At 55.0% G+C, this 18,272-nt stretch carries 18 protein-coding genes; 2 read left to right on the forward strand and 16 right to left on the reverse strand.

Annotated features, from left to right (window positions below; all coding sequences use genetic code 11):
- The first annotated feature begins 75 nt into the window (after window positions 1-75).
- Window positions 76-318, forward strand: coding sequence for a DUF1289 domain-containing protein (locus tag DB48_RS17590; protein ID WP_041511495.1), 243 nt, complete (start codon window positions 76-78; stop codon window positions 316-318).
- A 13-nt stretch (window positions 319-331) separates the two neighbouring features.
- Here the strand turns inward: DB48_RS17590 and DB48_RS17595 are convergent, their stop codons facing one another.
- The 12 genes from DB48_RS17595 to DB48_RS17650 all read right to left on the reverse strand — a co-directional run bounded on the left by DB48_RS17595 (window position 332) and on the right by DB48_RS17650 (window position 11,321).
- On the reverse strand, window positions 332-697 hold the full coding sequence (locus DB48_RS17595; protein ID WP_041511496.1) for a YajD family HNH nuclease: 366 nt from the start codon (window positions 695-697) through the stop codon (window positions 332-334).
- 175 nt (window positions 698-872) lie between these two features.
- Entirely contained in the window at window positions 873-1,466 is a 594-nt protein-coding gene (locus tag DB48_RS17600; RefSeq protein WP_041511497.1) for a GrpB family protein, read from the reverse strand.
- Between the two features lie 121 nt (window positions 1,467-1,587).
- Window positions 1,588-2,550, reverse strand: a complete 963-nt coding sequence (locus tag DB48_RS17605) for a hypothetical protein (RefSeq protein WP_041511498.1) — start codon at window positions 2,548-2,550, stop codon at window positions 1,588-1,590.
- A gap of 301 nt (window positions 2,551-2,851) precedes the next feature.
- The gene (locus DB48_RS17610) at window positions 2,852-3,244 is read right to left on the reverse strand and encodes a GFA family protein (RefSeq protein WP_041511499.1); all 393 of its coding nucleotides are present in this window, start codon (window positions 3,242-3,244) and stop codon (window positions 2,852-2,854) included.
- Window positions 3,245-3,290: 46 nt separating this feature from the next.
- The gene (locus tag DB48_RS17615; RefSeq protein WP_041511500.1) at window positions 3,291-3,656 is read right to left on the reverse strand and encodes a hypothetical protein; all 366 of its coding nucleotides are present in this window, start codon (window positions 3,654-3,656) and stop codon (window positions 3,291-3,293) included.
- Between the two features lie 233 nt (window positions 3,657-3,889).
- Window positions 3,890-4,333, reverse strand: coding sequence for a GFA family protein (locus DB48_RS17620; RefSeq protein ID WP_041511612.1), 444 nt, complete (start codon window positions 4,331-4,333; stop codon window positions 3,890-3,892).
- 84 nt (window positions 4,334-4,417) lie between these two features.
- Window positions 4,418-4,936, reverse strand: coding sequence for a GNAT family N-acetyltransferase (locus DB48_RS17625; protein WP_041511501.1), 519 nt, complete (start codon window positions 4,934-4,936; stop codon window positions 4,418-4,420).
- 116 nt (window positions 4,937-5,052) lie between these two features.
- Window positions 5,053-5,355: a DUF3088 family protein gene (locus DB48_RS17630; RefSeq protein ID WP_041511502.1), complete on the reverse strand. Its 303-nt coding sequence runs from the start codon at window positions 5,353-5,355 to the stop codon at window positions 5,053-5,055.
- A 345-nt stretch (window positions 5,356-5,700) separates the two neighbouring features.
- Window positions 5,701-6,402 carry a phosphate signaling complex protein PhoU gene (gene phoU, locus DB48_RS17635; protein WP_041511503.1) on the reverse strand — a complete coding sequence of 234 codons (702 nt, stop codon included), beginning with the start codon at window positions 6,400-6,402 and terminating at the stop codon, window positions 5,701-5,703.
- Between the two features lie 51 nt (window positions 6,403-6,453).
- A complete protein-coding gene (gene pstB, locus DB48_RS17640) occupies window positions 6,454-7,272 on the reverse strand; it encodes a phosphate ABC transporter ATP-binding protein PstB (protein ID WP_011865499.1) in 819 nt (272 codons plus the stop codon).
- A 77-nt stretch (window positions 7,273-7,349) separates the two neighbouring features.
- Entirely contained in the window at window positions 7,350-9,002 is a 1,653-nt protein-coding gene (pstA, locus tag DB48_RS17645; protein WP_041511504.1) for a phosphate ABC transporter permease PstA, read from the reverse strand.
- A gap of 60 nt (window positions 9,003-9,062) precedes the next feature.
- Window positions 9,063-11,321 (reverse strand): ABC transporter permease subunit, encoded by a 2,259-nt coding sequence (locus DB48_RS17650; RefSeq protein ID WP_041511505.1) that lies wholly within the window; start codon window positions 11,319-11,321, stop codon window positions 9,063-9,065.
- Between the two features lie 280 nt (window positions 11,322-11,601).
- Here DB48_RS17650 and DB48_RS17655 point away from each other — a divergent pair, with 280 nt between their 5' ends.
- A complete protein-coding gene (locus DB48_RS17655) occupies window positions 11,602-12,099 on the forward strand; it encodes a glycine cleavage system protein R (RefSeq protein ID WP_041511506.1) in 498 nt (165 codons plus the stop codon).
- Between the two features lie 92 nt (window positions 12,100-12,191).
- Here DB48_RS17655 and DB48_RS17660 read toward each other — a convergent pair whose 3' ends face one another.
- The 4 genes from DB48_RS17660 to DB48_RS17675 all read right to left on the reverse strand — a co-directional run bounded on the left by DB48_RS17660 (window position 12,192) and on the right by DB48_RS17675 (window position 18,059).
- Window positions 12,192-13,076 carry a DMT family transporter gene (locus tag DB48_RS17660; RefSeq protein ID WP_041511507.1) on the reverse strand — a complete coding sequence of 295 codons (885 nt, stop codon included), beginning with the start codon at window positions 13,074-13,076 and terminating at the stop codon, window positions 12,192-12,194.
- Between the two features lie 206 nt (window positions 13,077-13,282).
- Window positions 13,283-14,215 (reverse strand): fructokinase, encoded by a 933-nt coding sequence (gene mak / locus DB48_RS17665; RefSeq protein WP_041511613.1) that lies wholly within the window; start codon window positions 14,213-14,215, stop codon window positions 13,283-13,285.
- Window positions 14,216-14,253: 38 nt separating this feature from the next.
- Entirely contained in the window at window positions 14,254-16,812 is a 2,559-nt protein-coding gene (locus DB48_RS17670; RefSeq protein ID WP_082035674.1) for a glycoside hydrolase family 3 protein, read from the reverse strand.
- Window positions 16,809-18,059 carry a sugar MFS transporter gene (locus tag DB48_RS17675; protein ID WP_041511508.1) on the reverse strand — a complete coding sequence of 417 codons (1,251 nt, stop codon included), beginning with the start codon at window positions 18,057-18,059 and terminating at the stop codon, window positions 16,809-16,811. The genes DB48_RS17670 and DB48_RS17675 overlap by 4 nt, the downstream gene beginning before the upstream one ends.
- Window positions 18,060-18,272: the final 213 nt, after the last annotated feature.

Consider the following 18,272-nt stretch of genomic DNA (forward strand, 5'->3'; position numbering starts at 1 on the left):
TCATAGTCAGGTTGAACCCTCACCCTAGCTATTTTAGAATGCCGCCACCACTTCACATGAGTATACAAAGCTAAGATGCAATCCCCCTGCGTGGCCCGTTGTGGCCTAAATGATGAAGATATCTGTATGGGCTGTTATCGCCATATCGACGAAATAGTCGGTTGGGGACAGGCGGACGAGTCACGTCAGGCCGAAATTTGGGCCAATGTGAAGCGTCGAAAGCAGCAAGGAAAAACCGGGGAAAACCAGCAGATCATCAGCCGTCAGAAGTGGCTAGAGGCGGAGCGGCGTCTCGCAGCGCAAGACGCCAATAATTAGTAAGTTCTAAGACTTACTTCTTATTCATCATAGCCTTAAGATCGGCGAAGGGATTGTAGGTCGCCGCTTCTACCTGGGTCTCACTGGTCGGCCCGTATTGGATCAACTCTTCATACTTGGCATGTTCGTTATCATGACAATAGAGGCAGAGTAACTCCCAGTTGGAGCCATCGCTCGGGTTGTTGTCATGATTGTGGTCCCTGTGATGCACCGTCAACTCCCTGAGATTGGAATGGGTGAATTCGCGGGTACAGCGGCCGCAGATCCAGGGATATAACTTCAGGGCCTGTTCACGGTAGCCCGATTCGCGTTTGGCCTTATACTCGCGGGCCTCGGCCAGCACTCTATCTAATTTACTTTGACCTTGATGGGTAGACATAAGCTCGTCTCTGTTCTTGCCCCTATTGGGCGACTCTATTCACAGGCAATATACCCATAGTCGCCGCAAAAGGGAATCAAGATGGTCCTTTAACGAGCAAGGCACCAACAAGTCCCTTGTGTGCTCTGCATCGGCTTACAAAAGAGAGTGCCACGAGGACATATTCGCAACTTTGTTAGATTTGAGCATACCACTTCATGGCCAGCACCAGATTCTGGCGTATAAAATCTTCCTTCAGCGCCATATAACGCCGGCTATCATGCTCACACTCGGAAGCAGCCTGTCGCTTTAACTGCCCATATTGATTTACTAACTCTGGGTGGGCGATAAGATAATCACGAAAGACGCGGTGGGCGATCAGCTGCTGGCTGCCGCGTTGAAAGGCATGCAGATGATGGGTGCGTTGCGGGCCAGCTTTGTATTCATCCCTTTTCCCTTCATCACTCTTATCTTCTTCGCTTTTAGTTTCTTCGCTTTTAGTTTCTTCGCTTTTGCAAAAGTAGCGCCGTCCGCTAATGCCATTTTCACCACGGGCGACATAGCCTAAGGCCCTTAGTTGCTCGGCCTGTGCATCCAGCGCCGCCAAGCTATCGACCTCTAGTAGCATATCGATAATCGGCTTGGCCGCCAGCCCAGGCACAGAGGTACTGCCGATATGCTCTAGGCTGACGACACACTCCCCTAACGCCGTCAGCAGCTGCGCCTTCTCTACCTTAAACGCCTGGTGCCAACTCATCTGATGGTCGATCACCACTATGCTGCGCGCCATCTCTTCTCTCCTCTTTGATTGGGCTGATGGGTTAAGGGGCGAATAAACAAATGCAAGAGGGACAAATCGACTAATGCATCACAAGATAGTCTCGCGCTAACCTTGCAAGGTTAGCCTCAGATTAGCGCTTGCTCCCCTCGCCTGCTCTTACCAGGCTCGCCAGCATAAATAGAACAAATAAGCCGGTTAACAGAAACAGGAATACCAGCGCCTGGGTCAGATCACCTTGTGTAACCTTAAGAAGCGCCCCAAATAGATCGTCAAAATTATGCCAGATATAACCTGCCAGCAACGCCAACAGCGCGAGGGAAAAATAGCGAATTAACCCGGCGCCCAGCTTCTCATCATGTGGCCGATGCCAATTAATCAGCGCCAGCCCAAAACCCAGTATAGGCGTCAAAAGCACTGTCCATACCGCCAGATAGTTGAGCCCAAGAGGCAAGATGCTGGCAAACGCCAGCAAGGGATAGGCGACATTATAAAAAAGAATCCCCAACAGGAGTCGCCCGAGCAGGCTAAGCCAAATGGGCGTTTCAGCTCCAGCATTGAGATCCAGCCCCCGCCGATTAGCGAGCCCCTCGGCAAGTGGAAGATGCGCCATGGGTAATATGACCGCCATCGCCAGACCACCAGAGAGAGTAACCAGCATAATGAAATAACGCAGATCGGCAAACTGAGCCAAGCGGTTGGCTATGGTGAAATAGTCCATCTGCGCCGCGAGGGGGCCATAAGCTATGCTTAGCAACCAATTACTCTGCTCTAACAGGCTGGGCACCTGACCCCCTATGAGATAGGTGACGATCGGCCAGTAACCAACAAAGAGCAAACACGCCGCATAGAGTGGCAGGGAAAAGAGCATTATCACACTCACCAGCAGATTCACACTGGGGCGGACACCAAAGAGCAGTATCAACCAGAGCCCCCACGCTGGGTTGGTAAAAGCAAAAAACGGTTTGGTCAGGGCAATATCCTTGAGATACAGATAGCCCCCCTTGGCAAGGCTTAACCCCAAGAGCAACACAAACAATAGGCCAAGGCCCGCCCTCATCTTATTGGCTTCGCTGTTATTAAATATCCCAAGCACTCAAAATCCCTCTTATAAATCGATATTCGGTTACAGGCCCGAAGCCCCACAGTCCTAACTGAGCCAGCCAGACATTACCCGCTAAACATAGCCCGCTAGACATCGCCCGCTAAACATTGCCTGCCAAATTAGAGACGCCCTAGTGTAGATCTCCCCTAGAGGTATTGAAAGCTAACTAACTGAAAAATAATGGGACTATTCAACAAACCAGGCCCCCACTCTGGGAACAGCCTAGATAATCGGGGCGAGGCCACTGCAGGATAAGGACACCTCGACAGCGCCGGCTAACTTTCAGAGTCGGCTAGCTGTCAGAAGGATGATTCATCCCATCACTCACGGCCACCTCTCCGATATCATAGGGGTTGACCCCTTCGAGACAGCCGAGATTAACGCCATACTCATGAGGATTGGAGCGCCGCTGATGATGGGTATAGATGCCACACACACCGCAAAAATAGTGTTTGGCGCTATGGGTATTAAACTGATACAGCTTAAGCTGCTCTTGCCCCTTGACCACCCTCAGTCTATCTAGGGCTACCGAGATCACTATCGCCCCCTTACGGCGACAGATAGAGCAATCGCAGCGCCTGGGCTTCTCTATGCCGCTTGGCAAACTTAACGCAAGCTCAACCGCGCCGCAGTGGCAAGTCGCCTTGTGTACGGCCTGAATCTCAGTATCACCTATCCATTTCATGCAAAAAAACTCTGTTGTAATTACATTAAACGCTAGCTCACTGCCCTTATCGACCTTGCTGTGACTGCACCAGCGATTGACTCTTCACTCGTGTGCCACAGTAGAGGCAGGTCACATGGCGAGGCGCCAGGGTTCTGCCACAGCCGGAGCAATCAATTGACGGCGTATATTTTCCATCTAGCTTGCCATCACGCAAATCGATCTCCTGGATCTTGGCAAGCAGCATCTCCTTGTTAAAGCCAATCTCTTCGAGTAACTCAGACATGGCCAGACACACCATTGAGAGGTGATCTATCTGATCTTGCAGTCCACGCAAACTGACCTCGTTGGCTCTAGCATGGGATTTAGCCTGCCCGGCATCCCTCGATACTTCGCTTATCCTAAAGTTTTGAAAGAAATCATATAGATCCATAACGTTTCCCTGTTAAGTTTTTTTGTTAAATAAAAATACGCAAAATAGACAAGAAGCTTTAAATCAGTACCTTAGCAAAGCATTAAAGCTAACTCTGCAAGCTAAATCTATTCGCCGCTAATGAGTTCATGTTGAAACGAAAGATTTGCGGCGCGATAGCGAACCCGGCCATCGAATTTCGCCATTGAAGACTGCAAATTGCGTCATGGTAAAATTGGCCAATTGTGATGACTTCAACGCCTGCTGCGCTGCAACGCTTGGTTAAGGGTATCCATGTCCGGCATTGTGTCATATTGCGCTCCACTATCGCAGACACTATCCCAACTTGCTTTCGAGCCGACGAAGAGGTGAGCAACCACCTCGCTGTCTTTCACTTGGTCGAGCAATCCGGCGGGGATCCAATACTGCTTTTGATTAGTCATCAGATGAGGAACTGTACTGCCACACTTGCTGCAAAAGTCAGAACGATAACCGGTTTCGGTCACAAAGGAGTTCACCAATGCCTCCCCCTTTACCCAGGCAAACTGGGCGCTATCGAGAAAGGTGGCCGTATCTGATGAGGAGCCGGATAATTTTCGGCACAGGGAGCAGTGACACTGATATAAGTGAGGCAGGCGTCCACTTATCTTAAATTCAACTTCGCCACACAGGCATCTTCCATTCGTTTTTTCTGTCATCTTTCCATTCATCTTTCCGTTCATCTTTCCATTCTCGCTGACTCAACTCTCGGTTCCCACATCCAATTTAAACGCCGCCGGCACTTAGCGAATGTCATACTCGAAAAAGATGACGGGGTTCTCACCCCGGTTTCGCTCAACAAAGCCCAACTTTTTAAGTAAGTGAGCCGATGCCAGATTAGCGCGTTCGACGCCGCCAATAAGCTTAACCCAAGGGGTTGACCGAGAGGCCTCATGAATAAATCCTTGCAGCAATTCGCTGGCTAAGCCTTTGCCCCACGCCTCTTTGGCAAGCAGATAACCTATATGAGCCTGGGTTTCATCTTCGACATAGGCAAACAGGAAGCCTATCGTCTCGCCGGTCGTTAATTTCGCCTGAAAGAAGCGACTCTCCGACAACATCCGTGTTAGCCAGGTGTCGGCTAATTCGACCGAGTCAATGCCATGAAAATAAGGCGGAAGGTGTTCGACAACCGGCGTGGTGAGGATCTGCGGAATCTGCGCAAGCAAGGCCGAACGCTCAGACGAAGCAAGCGTTTCAGCTATTTCTATGACAGTGAGTCTTGCTGTTGTAAAGGCTAAATTTTTATCTGCGAGTGTCATAACTGCCATCTAAAGTGATAAAGCCTGCATCTAAATTGCTAAAGCCCGTAGGTTCCCAGTAAACGCCCAGTAAATGTCATCATAGGAAGACTAGCACGGACGATTCACCAGACTGCTTAAGGGTGTACCGCCGCGCCACCCAAACGTTCGGCCAGATAGTTGATGACTTCATTTGGCTCCTTAATCAATTGCCCATCCTCTAACACCAATACGGGCAGCCATTGATTCTCTTCGCCTAAAAGGTCGACCACCTCTTTGCGAGGCTTAGGGAAATCGATACGGCGAACATCTATCTGATCACACCAATGGGCGTTAACCGCCAAGGCTCCCTCTATGAGCGCGCAGTGAGAGCAAATCCATAACTTGCCAGGCCCGTCTTCAAACGGCATCTTTAATATGAATAGTTTAGGCTTGGTCATGTTTGCGTTTTACCTCCTGGTCACTAAATTCCCTGTATGTACGCCGCCGACGTGTGAAACTGGCGAGCAGTGAAATTAGCGGGCAGTATAACCAGCAACATCTCTTGGGCCCACCATAAGGCATAAGCTGATGAATTTTATAACAATGCCAGGCTTACTTTTGCAAGATGAATCTTACCACCCCGAGAAAAAATCAGATACAGGCGAGCAGGCTGACACCTTAGCATAGTCGCGCGCGATACCCAGCCGTTCCCTAAAAAACAGGCCTAAACATAAAAAAGCAGGCCAATACATAAAAAAGCAGCCAGGGGCTGCTTCTTGTTAGGTTAAGACTCAATGCTGAGCTTAGATCTGCTTCATCTCTTCATAGGAGGTGTGGCGCACATCTTTACCCTTGACGTAGTAGATGATGTATTCGCAGATGTTTTGACATCTGTCGCCTACACGCTCGACCGCGCGCGCCGCCCAAAGCACATCGAGTACCTCGGGGATAGAGCGGGGATCTTCCATCATGTAAGTCATCAGCTGACGGATAATGCCCTCGTACTCGCTATCTAGCTTGCTATCTTCCTTATGCAGCTCGACGGCCACCTCGGCGTCCATACGCGCCAGCGCATCCAGGGTCGAGTGCAAGGTGCGGGTCGCGTGACGGCCCATGTGCTCTATGCTCACCAGCAGTGGCTGTTGGTTCTTCAGGCGCTTATCCAGCGCCGCCGCGGCAATCTTCACGCAGGCATCGCCGATGCGTTCAAGGTCGGCAATCGTCTTGGAGATGGCGATGATCAGACGCAAGTCGCTGGCGGCGGGCTGACGCTTGGCGATGATACGGGTACACTCCTCATCGATGGAGACCTCCATACCATTGACGCTATGGTCGCCATCGATCACCTTCTGCGCCAGCTCGGCATCTAAGTTACCCAGGGCATCCAGCGCCTGTTCCAGCTGACGCTCAACCAGGCCACCCATCGCCAGTACGCGATTACGAATATCGTCGAGCTCGGCATTGAACTGACCCGAGATATGTTTATTTAAGTTCATGTTTTCCATTGACATTCAACCTTATCAATTCTTTGCAATTCAAATCTGGCGCAGGCCCAATTATCCGTAACGACCTGTGATGTAATCTTCGGTCTTTTTCTTCTTCGGCGTGGTAAAGATGGTGTTGGTATCGGCATATTCCACCAGCTCGCCCATGTACATGAAGGCTGTCTGATCCGATACACGGGCAGCCTGCTGCATGTTGTGGGTCACGATCACCACGGTATATTTCGCCTTCAGCTCAGTGATTAGCTCTTCGATGGTCAGGGTCGAGATAGGATCCAGCGCCGAGGTCGGCTCATCGAGCAGCAAGACTTCAGGCTCGATGGCGATGGCGCGGGCAATCACCAGACGCTGCTGCTGACCACCCGACAGGCCGAAGGCGTTGTCGTGCAGACGATCTTTCACCTCGTCCCAAATCGCGGCGCCGCGCAGTGAACGCTCGGCGGCTTCATCCAGCTGACGACGGTTGTTGATCCCCTGCAGACGCAGGCCATAGACCACGTTCTCATAGATAGACTTAGGGAAAGGGTTTGGACGCTGGAACACCATGCCCACGTTGCGGCGCAAGGATGCCACATCTACCTTCTTGTCGTAGATGTTTTGGCCGTGCAGCAGGATCTCGCCGTCAATATTACAGTTATCCACCAGATCGTTCATGCGGTTGATGCAGCGCAGCAAGGTTGACTTACCACAACCACTGGGGCCGATGAAGGCGGTCACCTTCTTCTTGGGGATCTTCATCGACACGTCAAACAGGGCCTGCTTGTCGCCATATTTTAGATCTAAGTTACGGATCTCAAGTGCGGTCTGCTCGCTGCTTAAATTATTTAAGTCTAAAGTCTCTGTTTTCATTACCGACTGATCTATCGAAATCATATCTGTTCCTAATCACTTCAGGATAAAGGTTATTCGCGCCCTAGCCTAGCCCAGGCGCGATTAATTCGGGTTTTAGGTTAGTGTTCCAGCGAGCGATATTTCTCACGCAGGTGATTACGTACCGCGATGGCGGTCAGGTTAAGGCTCACGATCACAGACACTAACAGGAAGGAGGTCGCGTAAACCAAGGGACGCGCCGCCTCAACGTTGGGGCTCTGGAAGCCCACATCATAAATATGGAAGCCAAGGTGCATGAACTTGCGCTCAAGGTGCACAAAGGGGAAGTTCATATCGATCGGCAGGGTCGGTGCCAGTTTTACCACCCCCACCAGCATCAGAGGTGCTACCTCACCGGCCGCACGGGCCACCGCCAGGATAAGACCCGTCATAATCGCCGGGCTCGCCATCGGGATGATGATGCGCCAAAGCGTCTCGGCCTTTGTCGCCCCCAGCGCCAGACTGCCCTGACGCACAGAACTAGGAATACGGCTCAGACCCTCTTCGGTCGAGACGATCACCACGGGCAACGTCAGGATAGCCAGGGTCAACGCCGACCAGATCACCCCTGGCGAGCCATAGGTAGGTGCCGGCAGGGCTTCAGGGTAGAAGAGTTGGTCGATAGAGCCACCCAGCATGTAGACGAAGAAGCCCAGGCCGAATACGCCGTACACGATCGAGGGGACACCCGCCAGGTTGATCACCGCGATGCGGATCATCTTAGTGATTGGGCCTTTCTTTGCGTATTCATGCAGATAGATAGCCGCGACCACGCCAAACGGGGTCACAATCACCGCCATCAGCAGTACCATGAAAACGGTACCGAAAATAGCCGGGAACACACCACCCTCGGTGTTGGCTTCGCGGGGATCGGCGCTGACGAAGTTACCCACGCCGCTAAACCAGTGACCTAGCTTACCCACGACGCCCAAACGGTTAGAGTAAGTCACACCTAGAATGCTATCTAGCTTGAGGGTCACCTCTTCGCCGCGCATGTCACGGACGATCACCGCATCACGGCCCGCCTCTGCTCGGAGGTCGAAGAAGGCTTTCTCCAATATCTTGTAATCGGCCTGTAGCTTGTCACGCTCGGCCTGCAGCTCCAGCTTGCGGCTGTCGGTCAGGGCGTTATCCAGCTCATAGCGACGCTCCTTAAGACGCAGGTTTTCCAGCGCATAGTTAACGGCGCCAATTTCACGTTTCTGCAGCGTGGTGGCTTTGTCGCTCAAGGCGACTGCACGCTCGATATGTTCCTCAAACGAGGCTTCCACATCGTCCAGTGCCAGACGCTTGCCCTCTTCTATGATGGCAATGGGATAACCGAAGAAGTCACCGTTCTTGGTTCGCTCGAGCTTGGCGACATCTTTTGGCGTGGTGCGCGACACAATATCTGTCTCCAGCACCCAGCGAAAGTCCAGGCCGACAAACTCGCGGTTACCCGTCTTGATCAGATAGCGGGTCACCAGCTCACCGGGATCTTCACTAAACTTGTGTCCGGCGGCGATCAGGCGCTCGGCAGGCACCTCTTCCTTATCGTAGATCTCACCGATAATGGTTGAGCGCTTGCCCTGCTGATCCACCACTTCCCACTGGTAGATATCCGCCGGCCAGAAGTAGCTCAAACCTCGCCAGGCGATCAACAGCAACAAGCCCAACACGGCAATCAAACTGATACTCACGGCGCCACCTGTCATCCAGATCCAGGGGGAGCCCGACTTAAACCACTTACCCATTACATTGGCCTCTTGACGTCACAGGCGAAAAATTAAAAATCGATAACATGCCAGCCTCCCTTAGAGTGAACTGTAGCGTTCACGCAGACGCTGTCTCACCACCTCGGCGATGGTGTTGAACAGGAAGGTGAAGATAAACAGTACGAAGGCCGCCAGGAACAACACGCGATAGTGCGAGCTGCCGATAGCCGATTCAGGCATCTCCACGGCGATGTTGGCCGCCAGGGTACGCATCCCCTCGAATACACTCCACTCCATGATGGCGGTGTTACCCGTGGCCATCAGCACGATCATGGTTTCACCCACGGCGCGGCCGAGGCCCATCATGACCGCCGAGAAGATCCCCGGGCTCGCGGTAAGCAGTACCACGCGGGTCAGGGTCTGCCAGTTGGTGGCACCCAACGCCAGGCTGCCGTTAGACAGGTGACGCGGCACAGAGAACACGGCGTCTTCGGCGATAGAGAAGATGGTTGGGATCACCGCAAAGCCCATGGCAATACCCACCACCAGCGCGTTACGTTGGTCGAAGGTGATCCCCAGCTCGTTGGTGATAAACAGACGGGTATCGCCGCCGAAGAAGGCCACTTCGATACTCGGGCTGATGTAGAAGGCAAACCAGCCCACGAAACAGATCACCGGCACCAGCATCAGCTCCTGATAGGTCTCAGGCAGACGCTGCTTCCAGCGACCCGGCAGCTTGTACCAGGCCAGTGCCGTCAGCAAGATACTGATAGGCAGTAGCACCAGCAACATGATGATCCCCGGCAGGTGATCCTCGATAAGCGGTGCCAGCCAGAGGCCGGCCAGGAAGCCGAGAATAACCGTTGGCAAAGCTTCCATGATCTCGATGGTCGGCTTAACCACGGCGCGCACTTTTGGCGACATGAAATAAGCGGTATATACGGCGCCGGCAATTGCCAGCGGCGTGGCAAACAGCATGGCGTACAGCGCAGCCTTCATGGTGCCGAATGCCAGCGGCATCAGGCTGAGCTTGGCTTCGAAGTCGTCAGAGCCAGAGGTCGACTGCCACACATATTGCGGCTCGGGGTAACCTTCGTACCACACCTTGCTCCACATGGCACTCCAAGACACCTCGGGGTGGCTGTTTTCGACCGCAAACAGGTGCAGCTTGTTGCCCGCCTCGACCACCAGGGCGTTGGCACGCGGGCTAAAGCCCATCTGTGTGGCGTTAGCCAGATCGAAGGTTTCGGTGAGGAGTTTACGCTGACTCGTGGTATAGAGCAGATCCAGCTCGCCAGACTCGCTCACTGTGGCGAAGCTCTTACGGTAGAACTCACCTGCGATGCGCTTAACGCCCGCCTTGTTCTTAAAGTCGCGGATCGCCTGGTACTGACGGCCCTTCTCGCCGTTAACCTGGAAATACTGGAAGATTTGACCATTGTCATAGCTCACCAAGAGTGAGCTGGCACCGGCCAGCAGAGCCACGTCGGTGACCTTGGTCTTGGCGCGCTCAAGCTCGATCACCTGACTCAGGGCTATCTCATCCACATAGCGAATATCGTAAACATACAGACGATTGCCCGAGCGCAGCAGTAGCTGGCGCTGGTCAGGGGTCATCAGCTGTTGATCCACCTGGGCAGGCGCCTCGTTGATCTGACTGGTGGTCGCTTCCCACTCCACCTCTTCGGTCATCATGTTCTCTTCGCCGTTATGACGGGTCAGGAACCAACGACCATTGGCGTCATGGTAGGCAAAGCTAAGCTTGTCAGAGGCCGATGCAAAAGCCAGTTGATAGAGCGGCGTGCCTGCCTCAGACACCTGCAGCGGCGTTTCGCCCAGCGGATAACGCAGGCTTGGGGTGATGAGACGCTTGTTATCTGGGTAGGTCACGGCAAAGTTAACGCCACCGATGATCACCTGACCGTTAGAGAGGCCGAAGGCAAAGCGCTGCTCGCTTGGAACCGATGCCACGCTGCTGACGATCTCGGCGTCTTGGGGCACATTGATGTGCGCCTGCTCGACCAGATTGGCGCCCAGTGCGCTATAGAAGCTGACCCCGCCATCTTGCGACACGCGATAGAGGATCTCGTTCTGCTCGTCGCTACCCACCATGAGCGCAGGCGCCTTAGCATCCTGCAATTCGACATTTATCACAGGCGTGACATCTGCCCCATCGAAAATCGGCTTTACAACATAGAGAAGGTAGAAAAAGATCAGCAAGAGCGCCACGAAGACCATGGTGCCGCCCATCGTCACCCCAAACTGGGTGAGCTTATCCTTAAATGCTCGCTTGCTGGAGCCCTTGCCCATCAACAAATCTGTTGCAGTAGAACCAGGTTGAATGACCTGAGTTTCCATTAAGAACCTCGTTAATTTTTGTTCAGTAGAGTTTTCGCTGGGATTGTCGTTTCTGCTATGTTAACTATAGTGAATCGAGGCAAGCCCTTTTTCTGACAGTCGGGATTATATGACGCAAAGATGACACTAATGTTACAGCCAGAAAATGTCATCATTATAGGAGCTTGTTAAGCTTTTTCAGCCGCTTTTCATATTGTTATTACAGGAAATTGAATCAAGCGTGCCTGGAGCTGGGCGCGCGGCGAAACCGCACAAAACCAACTGATGGAGCCTATGCGAAATGTTACGATATTTAGTTACCCTGCAAGTCGCCGATAAACCGGGATTAGTCGAACAGATAGCCCACAGCGTTAGCCGCCACGGTGGCAACTGGCTCGACTCTGAGCTGCGCCATATCGACGGCATCTTCGCCGCCATCTTGCTGCTGGAAGTCCCCGCCGCCAACTGGGACACCCTGCTTGAAAACCTGGAATGCATCGAAGGCCTCACCCTCACCTACGCCAAGACGCGCAAGGCGCAGGCACCACAGACCATTCGCCGTTACTCCCTGGTCGCCTATGACAGACCCGGCCTGGTGCATGATATCTCAAATAAGATCAATGAGCTGGGCGCCAATATCGAGCGTCTCTCCACCCACTATGAGACCGCCAGCCACACGGGGGTCGCCCTGTTTCGCGCCAACTTTAGCCTGAGCGTGAAAGATGAGGCCGCCGAGCAGCGACTCACCCAGGCCCTCTACACCATAGGCGATGACGTGGTGCTGGATATCGTCGATTAACCTCTAGGCAAGACTAGGTAGGCATGAAAAAGCGGCAGTTTATGCCGCTTTTTCATGCCACTTTTTGATACTGATTTTTTTATACAGATTTTTTATGCCGCCTTCTCGTGACGAGACTTTACCAGATAGCGCAGCGGCAACTGACTTATTAACATCCCCAGCAACATCAAAGCGCAGCCAAACAGCGCCCTCCCCGACAGGCTCTCTCCCAGAAACAGGATACCGCCGATGGCGGCAAATACCGTCTCCAGGCTCAGAATGATCGCCGCATGGGCGGGATGTGCATGTTTCTGCGCCAGCACCTGCAGGGTATAGGCCACCCCCACAGACACCAGTCCGGCATAGGCCAGCGTCGCCCAGGCCTGCTGAACACCTGCCATAGTGGTGGTTTCCAGCACCAGCGAGACCGCAAAGCTTGCCAAGGCACAGACCAAAAACTGGCCGCAGGCCAATACCACAGGGGCAACCCGGGAGGTAAAATGGTCCACCGCCAGAATATGCATGGCCCAAAAGAGCGCGCCGATGAGTTGCAGACCGTCGCCATAGGTGACTGAAAAATTCTCGCCCACGCTTAAGAAGTAGAGGCCCACCGCGGCCACGGCGCAGCCAATCCAGGTATTACTGCCAGTACTGTGTTTCAGCAGCAAGCCCAACACGGGCACCAGCACTATGTAGAGCCCGGTGATAAACCCGGCATTCGCCGCCGTGGTGTAAAGCAGGCCCACCTGTTGAAAGGAGGCGGCGATGAAGAGGATGCCGCCACATACCGATGAGCCGAGCAGCGCCCTAGGTAAAAAACCGCTATCCTTCACCCCCTTTAGCCTGCCCCGACGCTGCAGGAACCAGATGAGCGGCAACAGACTCAGGGCGCCAATCATGAAGCGCAGGCCGTTAAAGGCAAAGGGCTCCAGGCTCTCCATTCCCAGGCGCTGCGCCACAAAACCAAAACCCCAGATGGCCGCCGCCAGCAGTAACATTAAATTGGCCACTCACTCCCCCAAATCATCATGCGCCAAAGGCAAAGCGCCATTCTGCCCAGCGGCCGAAAAACTTACAACGTCTGATTCACATTTAAGCCATGCAAAATAAAAAAAGACGCCTCAATCGAACCGAACGGGCGCCAAAAACACAAGTACAAAAGGGCCTCATCCATGAGGCAATACAGACAGAAAAATAGGACCTATCACACCTCCGTCAGCGCAGGCAGAGCAGCATGCTCGCCGGGCGCCCAGAGCCAGGCCGCGCCGCGCACACCCGATGAGGCGCCATGGTGATTCTTGACCACGGCCGTGGCACACTCGCCGCCAAGCACATATTTAGGCAGAAGCGCCGGCAGAAACTCGTAAATCAGATCGATATTCGATACGCCGCCGCCCAGCACAATCACATCTGGATCCAGTAGATTGATCACATGGGCCAGCGCCCGGGCCAAGCGATCGATGAAGCGACCGAACGCCGCCTCGGCCAGATTATCCCCCTGCTCCATCAGCTGGACTATCTCTATGCCGCTGGCCGCCTCGCCACCATGGGCGCGAAAATCCCGCACAAACCCGGTGCCAGAGACAAAGGTCTCGATGCAGTCGGCATTACCGCAGAAGCAGCGGGTGGAATTAAATTCCTCGGCCGTCATCCAAGGCAAGGGGTTATGGCCCCACTCGCCGCCGATGCCGTTGCCGCCACCATGTACCTTCTGGGCGATGGCGATTCCGGCACCGCAGCCCGTGCCCAGGATGGCTCCAAACACCACGGCCTTGCCCGCCGCCGCACCATCGACCGCCTCTGACAGGGCGAAACAGTTGGCATCATTGGCGATGCGCACCTCGCGATCCAGCATGGCCGAGAGATCCTTGTCCATAGGCTGGCCGTTGAGCCAGATGGCATTCGAATTTTTAACCCGGCCACTCACAGATGACACCACGCCTGGAATACCTATGCCTATGCTGGCGACCTGACCCGTATGGCGCTCAGACTCGCGCACTAAGTCGGCGATGGCATCCAGGGTTGCCTTGTAGCCTCTAGGGGTCGGTACCCGGCGGCGAAACTCCTCTTCACCACTGCTGTTAAGGGTGACCAGCTCGATCTTGGTGCCGCCCAAATCTATCCCGATACGAAACATACTGCTCTCCAATATCTCTAATTTGTTGTCGTTAAGGCCTAGTCGCGCTGGCATGAGATAATACGGCTTTGCTGCTGGCCCTCTTGCTGTATCAGACCTTGCTGCTCGTCAATCGCCACATTCGCCAGCTTGATGCTGTCTCCGGCACCCAGCGCCAGCGTCATGGGGCTAAACACCCTGGACAGCTCTTTGACCCCTAAGCCGAAGCAGGCCAGCGGCACCCGATAGCTATGCCATTTTCCATCGGCCATAAGCGCCTTGCTAAGATCTAGACTGCGGCCACAATGCCCCTCACAGACCATAGAAAGCTTGGCAACGCTTGGCTTGTGCTCCAGTGCCATGTCGAAGCTCAGTACCGCGTCTTGGTTGGCGAAGCGCCTCAGATCCATGGGAAAGTCGTCTCTGAAGGCCAGATGACCGGCGGCGCTGAAGCTGAACTGGCGCGCATCTTCCTGCACCTCGCGATTGATGCTTCTCACCGCCCAGCCCTCATGCTGCCATATGCCTGCGCCTACCCTGTGCATGGCACCATCATCACCCACGGCCAGATGCCAAGGGGCCTTCACCGCCTTGTCGAATATGCTCAGGCGTGAGGCTAAGCCACTATCGCCGCTGGACTCATCCAGTTGCGCAAGGCGAGCATCCTGCCGGTAATCGAACCCCTGCCACAGGGCGAACAGTGTTGCGTCGCGCGCTTGATCAGGCAAACCATCACCATCTGGCTTGGCCGGCCAAGGAAATGGCAGACGACCGACAAAGTCCTGTCTTGGCTTGCCCTGGGCATCGCCAATCAGCACATCGCTCACCCCAGCCCCCTCGCTACCCGGTAACCAGGCGGCCACGAAGGCGTCAGAAAGATTAAGCTCGGGATTGACCCATAAAGGTCTGCCAGACAGTAGCACTGACACCAGAGGCAAGCCTTGCGCCTTGATACTGGCCAACATGGCCAGCGCCTGCTTATCGCCGCGCTGAAATTCGAGATTATCCAGATCGCCGTTGCCCTCGGCGTAAGGCGTCTCGCCATACACGGCCACCACCAGATCTGGCTTGAAACCATCGGGAATGCTGCCATCGACACTCAGCCGCGCCTCACCGCCACCGGCCTGCATGGCCGCGGCGATACCGGCAAAGATGCTGGTCGCACCGGGGAAGTCGGCATTAGTCACTTCCGTGCCCTGCCAGGTCATGCTCCAGCCACCGGCCTGCTGGCCAATGTTGTCGGCGCCCTGGCCTATCACCAGCACCTTACCCTGGGATGAGATGGGCAAGATGGGCGACTCGCCGACCTTGTTGTTTTTCAGCAGCACCAAGGACTCGGCAACGGCCCGGCGCGCCAGCGCCCTGTGCGCTGGATGACCGATCAGGGCCTGCTGCGCCGCAAAGGGTCTTGCCGATGGCGCCTTGCCATCAAACAGACCGGCTCTCAGCTTCACCCGCAAGATACGCCTGACGGCATCGTCCAGACGAGCCATGGGCAGCGCGCCTTCGCGCACATCGGCGATGGTGTTGGGATACAGGCTACGCCAGCTATCCCCCGGTGCCATCAATATGTCTACCCCGGCATTGATGGCAGCGGCACAGCGCTCGCCGCTGCAACCTGGCACGAAGGCGTGCCCCAACCAGTCGCCGACCACCACGCCATCAAACCCCATGCGTTTTTTTAACACTTGGGTGAGCAGGTATTCGCTGCCGTGCAGCTTTTCACCGTTCCAGCTGTTAAAAGAAGCCATCACAGTCTGAACCCCTTGGGCCAGCGCGCCGACATACCCCTGTCCATGGCGGTCGATCAGGGTCTGCTCATCGAACTGGGCATCGCCGCGATCGTCACCCCCTTGGGTGCCGCCATCGGCGATGAAATGCTTGGCGGTGGCGATCGTGTGGGCGCCCTTGAGCCAGGTATCGCCCTGTCCCTGCATCCCCTCAACGAAGGCCTCGGCATAGGACTCGATGAGAGCAGGATCTCTGGCATAGCCTTCATAGCTGCGCCCCCAACGCAGGTTCTCGACATTGGCCACAGTCGGTGCAAACACCCAATCTATGCCCGTCGCGCGAACCTCCTTGGCGGTTGCGGCGGCTATCGCCTTAATCAGCTCTGGGTTGCGAGTCGCCCCCAGACTCATGTTGTGGGGGAACAGGGTCGCGCCGAAGACATTGCCGTGACCATGCACGGCATCTGTGCCCCACAGGGGCGGAATGGCTACGCCGTCTTGGCTGGTATCCATGGCCGCTTGATACATGGCATCGGCCAGGGCCACCCAGTCGCTGGCGCTCGCCCGGCTGTTATTGCCGGGAAACGAGCCACCACCGTTGAGGTAGGAGCCAAAGCCGATACGGCGCATATCTTCCACGCTAAAGTCGCGGATCTCGGGCTGAATAACTTGCGCCACCTTCTGCTCAAGGGTCATCCCGGCAAGCAAACTGTCGACCCTGGCCTCCAGCGCGGGATCGGCGCTAACCTTATAGACACTGGCAGGCCAGCGAGTCACTTCTCGAGCAAGTTCTCGTTCGCTCGCCTGGGCGCCCGCCGACAACCAGGTCAACGCCAGCGCCGCATAGGACAAGGCCCTTACCGGCTGGGCTAAAACGGGCAGCTTCATTGTTTCACCTCCACAGGCTCAGATCCCTTAAGGCCATAGAAGAGGATATAGGCATAACAGAGCACAGGCAGCAGGAACGAGATCGACAGTCCAGCGGCGTCGGCGATCAATCCCTGAGCCAGGGGCACCACGGCGCCACCGACGATGGCAAGACACAAGATGCCACTGCCCTGAGCCGTGGCCGGGCCTAAGTTTTTCAGCGCCAGGCTGAAGATGGTCGGGAACATGATGGAGTTAAACAGGCCGACGGCCAGAATCGCCCACATGGCCAACATGCCCTGGCTCATCATGGCGATCACCACCAGCAATGCCGCCATGGCCGCATTGAAGCCCAAGACCTTACCCGCAGGCACTCGCTGCATCACGGCCGCCCCGATGAAACGTCCCACCATGGCACCGCCCCAGTAGAAGGCGATGTAATGGGCCGCCTCGGCTTCCTCCATGGCTGCCACACTCGCCTGACCAAGGAAGTTAACCAGAAAACTACCGATAGCGACCTCACCACCCACATAGACGAAGATGCCCACCGCCCCCAGCACCAGATGCCGATGGCTTAGGGCACTCACAACTTCTTCCCCCGGTTGCGACTCCTCCTGGCTGTCGATATGGGGCAGCTTCAGCAGGGCAAATACCAGGGCCAGGGCCACCAGCATGGCGCACAGCAGCAAGTAAGGAAGCTTCACCGCTTCGGCTTCTGCCTCGGCAGAGGCGCCGGCGGCCACAGACAGTATGAGCAAGGAGCCGAAGGCCGGCGCTATGGTGGTGCCCAGGGAGTTAAAGGCCTGGGTCAGGGTGAGTCGACTCGATGCCGTCTCCACCGGACCTAGCGCCGTCACATAGGGGTTGGCGGCCACCTGCAACACGGTAATGCCGCTCGCCAACACAAACAGCGCCGCCAAGAACAGGCCGTAGGTTGCCGACACGGCTGCGGGATAGAAGAGACCACAGCCCAGGGCGGCGGTCAGCAGCCCCACCACTATGCCCTTTTGATAACCCAGGCGCTTCACCAGCGCCCCCGCGGGAACCGACACCAGGAAGTAGGCGCCGAAGAAACAGAATTGGATCAACATCGCCTGGGCGTAGTTGAGGTTAAACACCGCCTTGAGATGCGGGATCAGAATATCGTTGAGGCAGGTAATAAAGCCCCACATGAAGAACAGCGTCGTTAACGATGCCAGGGCAAAGCCAAAGTGGTCTTTGTTACCGGCTTGTGATGTGACGACACTCGGACTGGGTGCAGTAGCCATCTTGTCTCCTTTAATTTTTATGCTTGCGACAAGGTAATTCGCATTGGTGATTGACCTTTGTGACTTCTGCCACTAGATTAATGTAAGCGCTTTCATTTTTAACACTGAGTTAACCTTTGTCAACCTGTTTTGACCGCAAGAGACCGCAGCAGCACCTCGACAGCGTGGCAAAACAGGCCGACAACAGGGAACGATTTTGGGAACGGGATCACC

The organism is Shewanella sp. cp20 (genome assembly GCF_000832025.1).
Classification (GTDB): Bacteria; Pseudomonadota; Gammaproteobacteria; order Enterobacterales; family Shewanellaceae; genus Shewanella.

Bases quoted from the DNA above. Each gene is read 5' to 3' on its own strand.
- DB48_RS17590 (WP_041511495.1), top strand. From the start codon at position 76: ATGCAATCCCCCTGCGTGGCCCGTTGTGGCCTAAATGATGAAGATATC.
- DB48_RS17595 (WP_041511496.1), bottom strand. From the start codon at position 697: ATGTCTACCCATCAAGGTCAAAGTAAATTAGATAGAGTGCTGGCCGAG.
- DB48_RS17600 (WP_041511497.1), bottom strand. From the start codon at position 1,466: ATGGCGCGCAGCATAGTGGTGATCGACCATCAGATGAGTTGGCACCAG.
- DB48_RS17610 (WP_041511499.1), bottom strand. From the start codon at position 3,244: ATGAAATGGATAGGTGATACTGAGATTCAGGCCGTACACAAGGCGACT.
- DB48_RS17615 (WP_041511500.1), bottom strand. From the start codon at position 3,656: ATGGATCTATATGATTTCTTTCAAAACTTTAGGATAAGCGAAGTATCG.
- DB48_RS17620 (WP_041511612.1), bottom strand. From the start codon at position 4,333: ATGACAGAAAAAACGAATGGAAGATGCCTGTGTGGCGAAGTTGAATTT.
- DB48_RS17625 (WP_041511501.1), bottom strand. From the start codon at position 4,936: ATGACACTCGCAGATAAAAATTTAGCCTTTACAACAGCAAGACTCACT.
- DB48_RS17630 (WP_041511502.1), bottom strand. From the start codon at position 5,355: ATGACCAAGCCTAAACTATTCATATTAAAGATGCCGTTTGAAGACGGG.
- phoU (WP_041511503.1), bottom strand. From the start codon at position 6,402: ATGGAAAACATGAACTTAAATAAACATATCTCGGGTCAGTTCAATGCC.
- pstB (WP_011865499.1), bottom strand. From the start codon at position 7,272: ATGATTTCGATAGATCAGTCGGTAATGAAAACAGAGACTTTAGACTTA.
- pstA (WP_041511504.1), bottom strand. From the start codon at position 9,002: ATGGGTAAGTGGTTTAAGTCGGGCTCCCCCTGGATCTGGATGACAGGT.
- DB48_RS17650 (WP_041511505.1), bottom strand. From the start codon at position 11,321: ATGGAAACTCAGGTCATTCAACCTGGTTCTACTGCAACAGATTTGTTG.
- DB48_RS17655 (WP_041511506.1), top strand. From the start codon at position 11,602: ATGTTACGATATTTAGTTACCCTGCAAGTCGCCGATAAACCGGGATTA.
- DB48_RS17660 (WP_041511507.1), bottom strand. From the start codon at position 13,076: ATGTTACTGCTGGCGGCGGCCATCTGGGGTTTTGGTTTTGTGGCGCAG.
- mak (WP_041511613.1), bottom strand. From the start codon at position 14,215: ATGTTTCGTATCGGGATAGATTTGGGCGGCACCAAGATCGAGCTGGTC.
- DB48_RS17670 (WP_082035674.1), bottom strand. From the start codon at position 16,812: ATGAAGCTGCCCGTTTTAGCCCAGCCGGTAAGGGCCTTGTCCTATGCG.
- DB48_RS17675 (WP_041511508.1), bottom strand. From the start codon at position 18,059: ATGGCTACTGCACCCAGTCCGAGTGTCGTCACATCACAAGCCGGTAAC.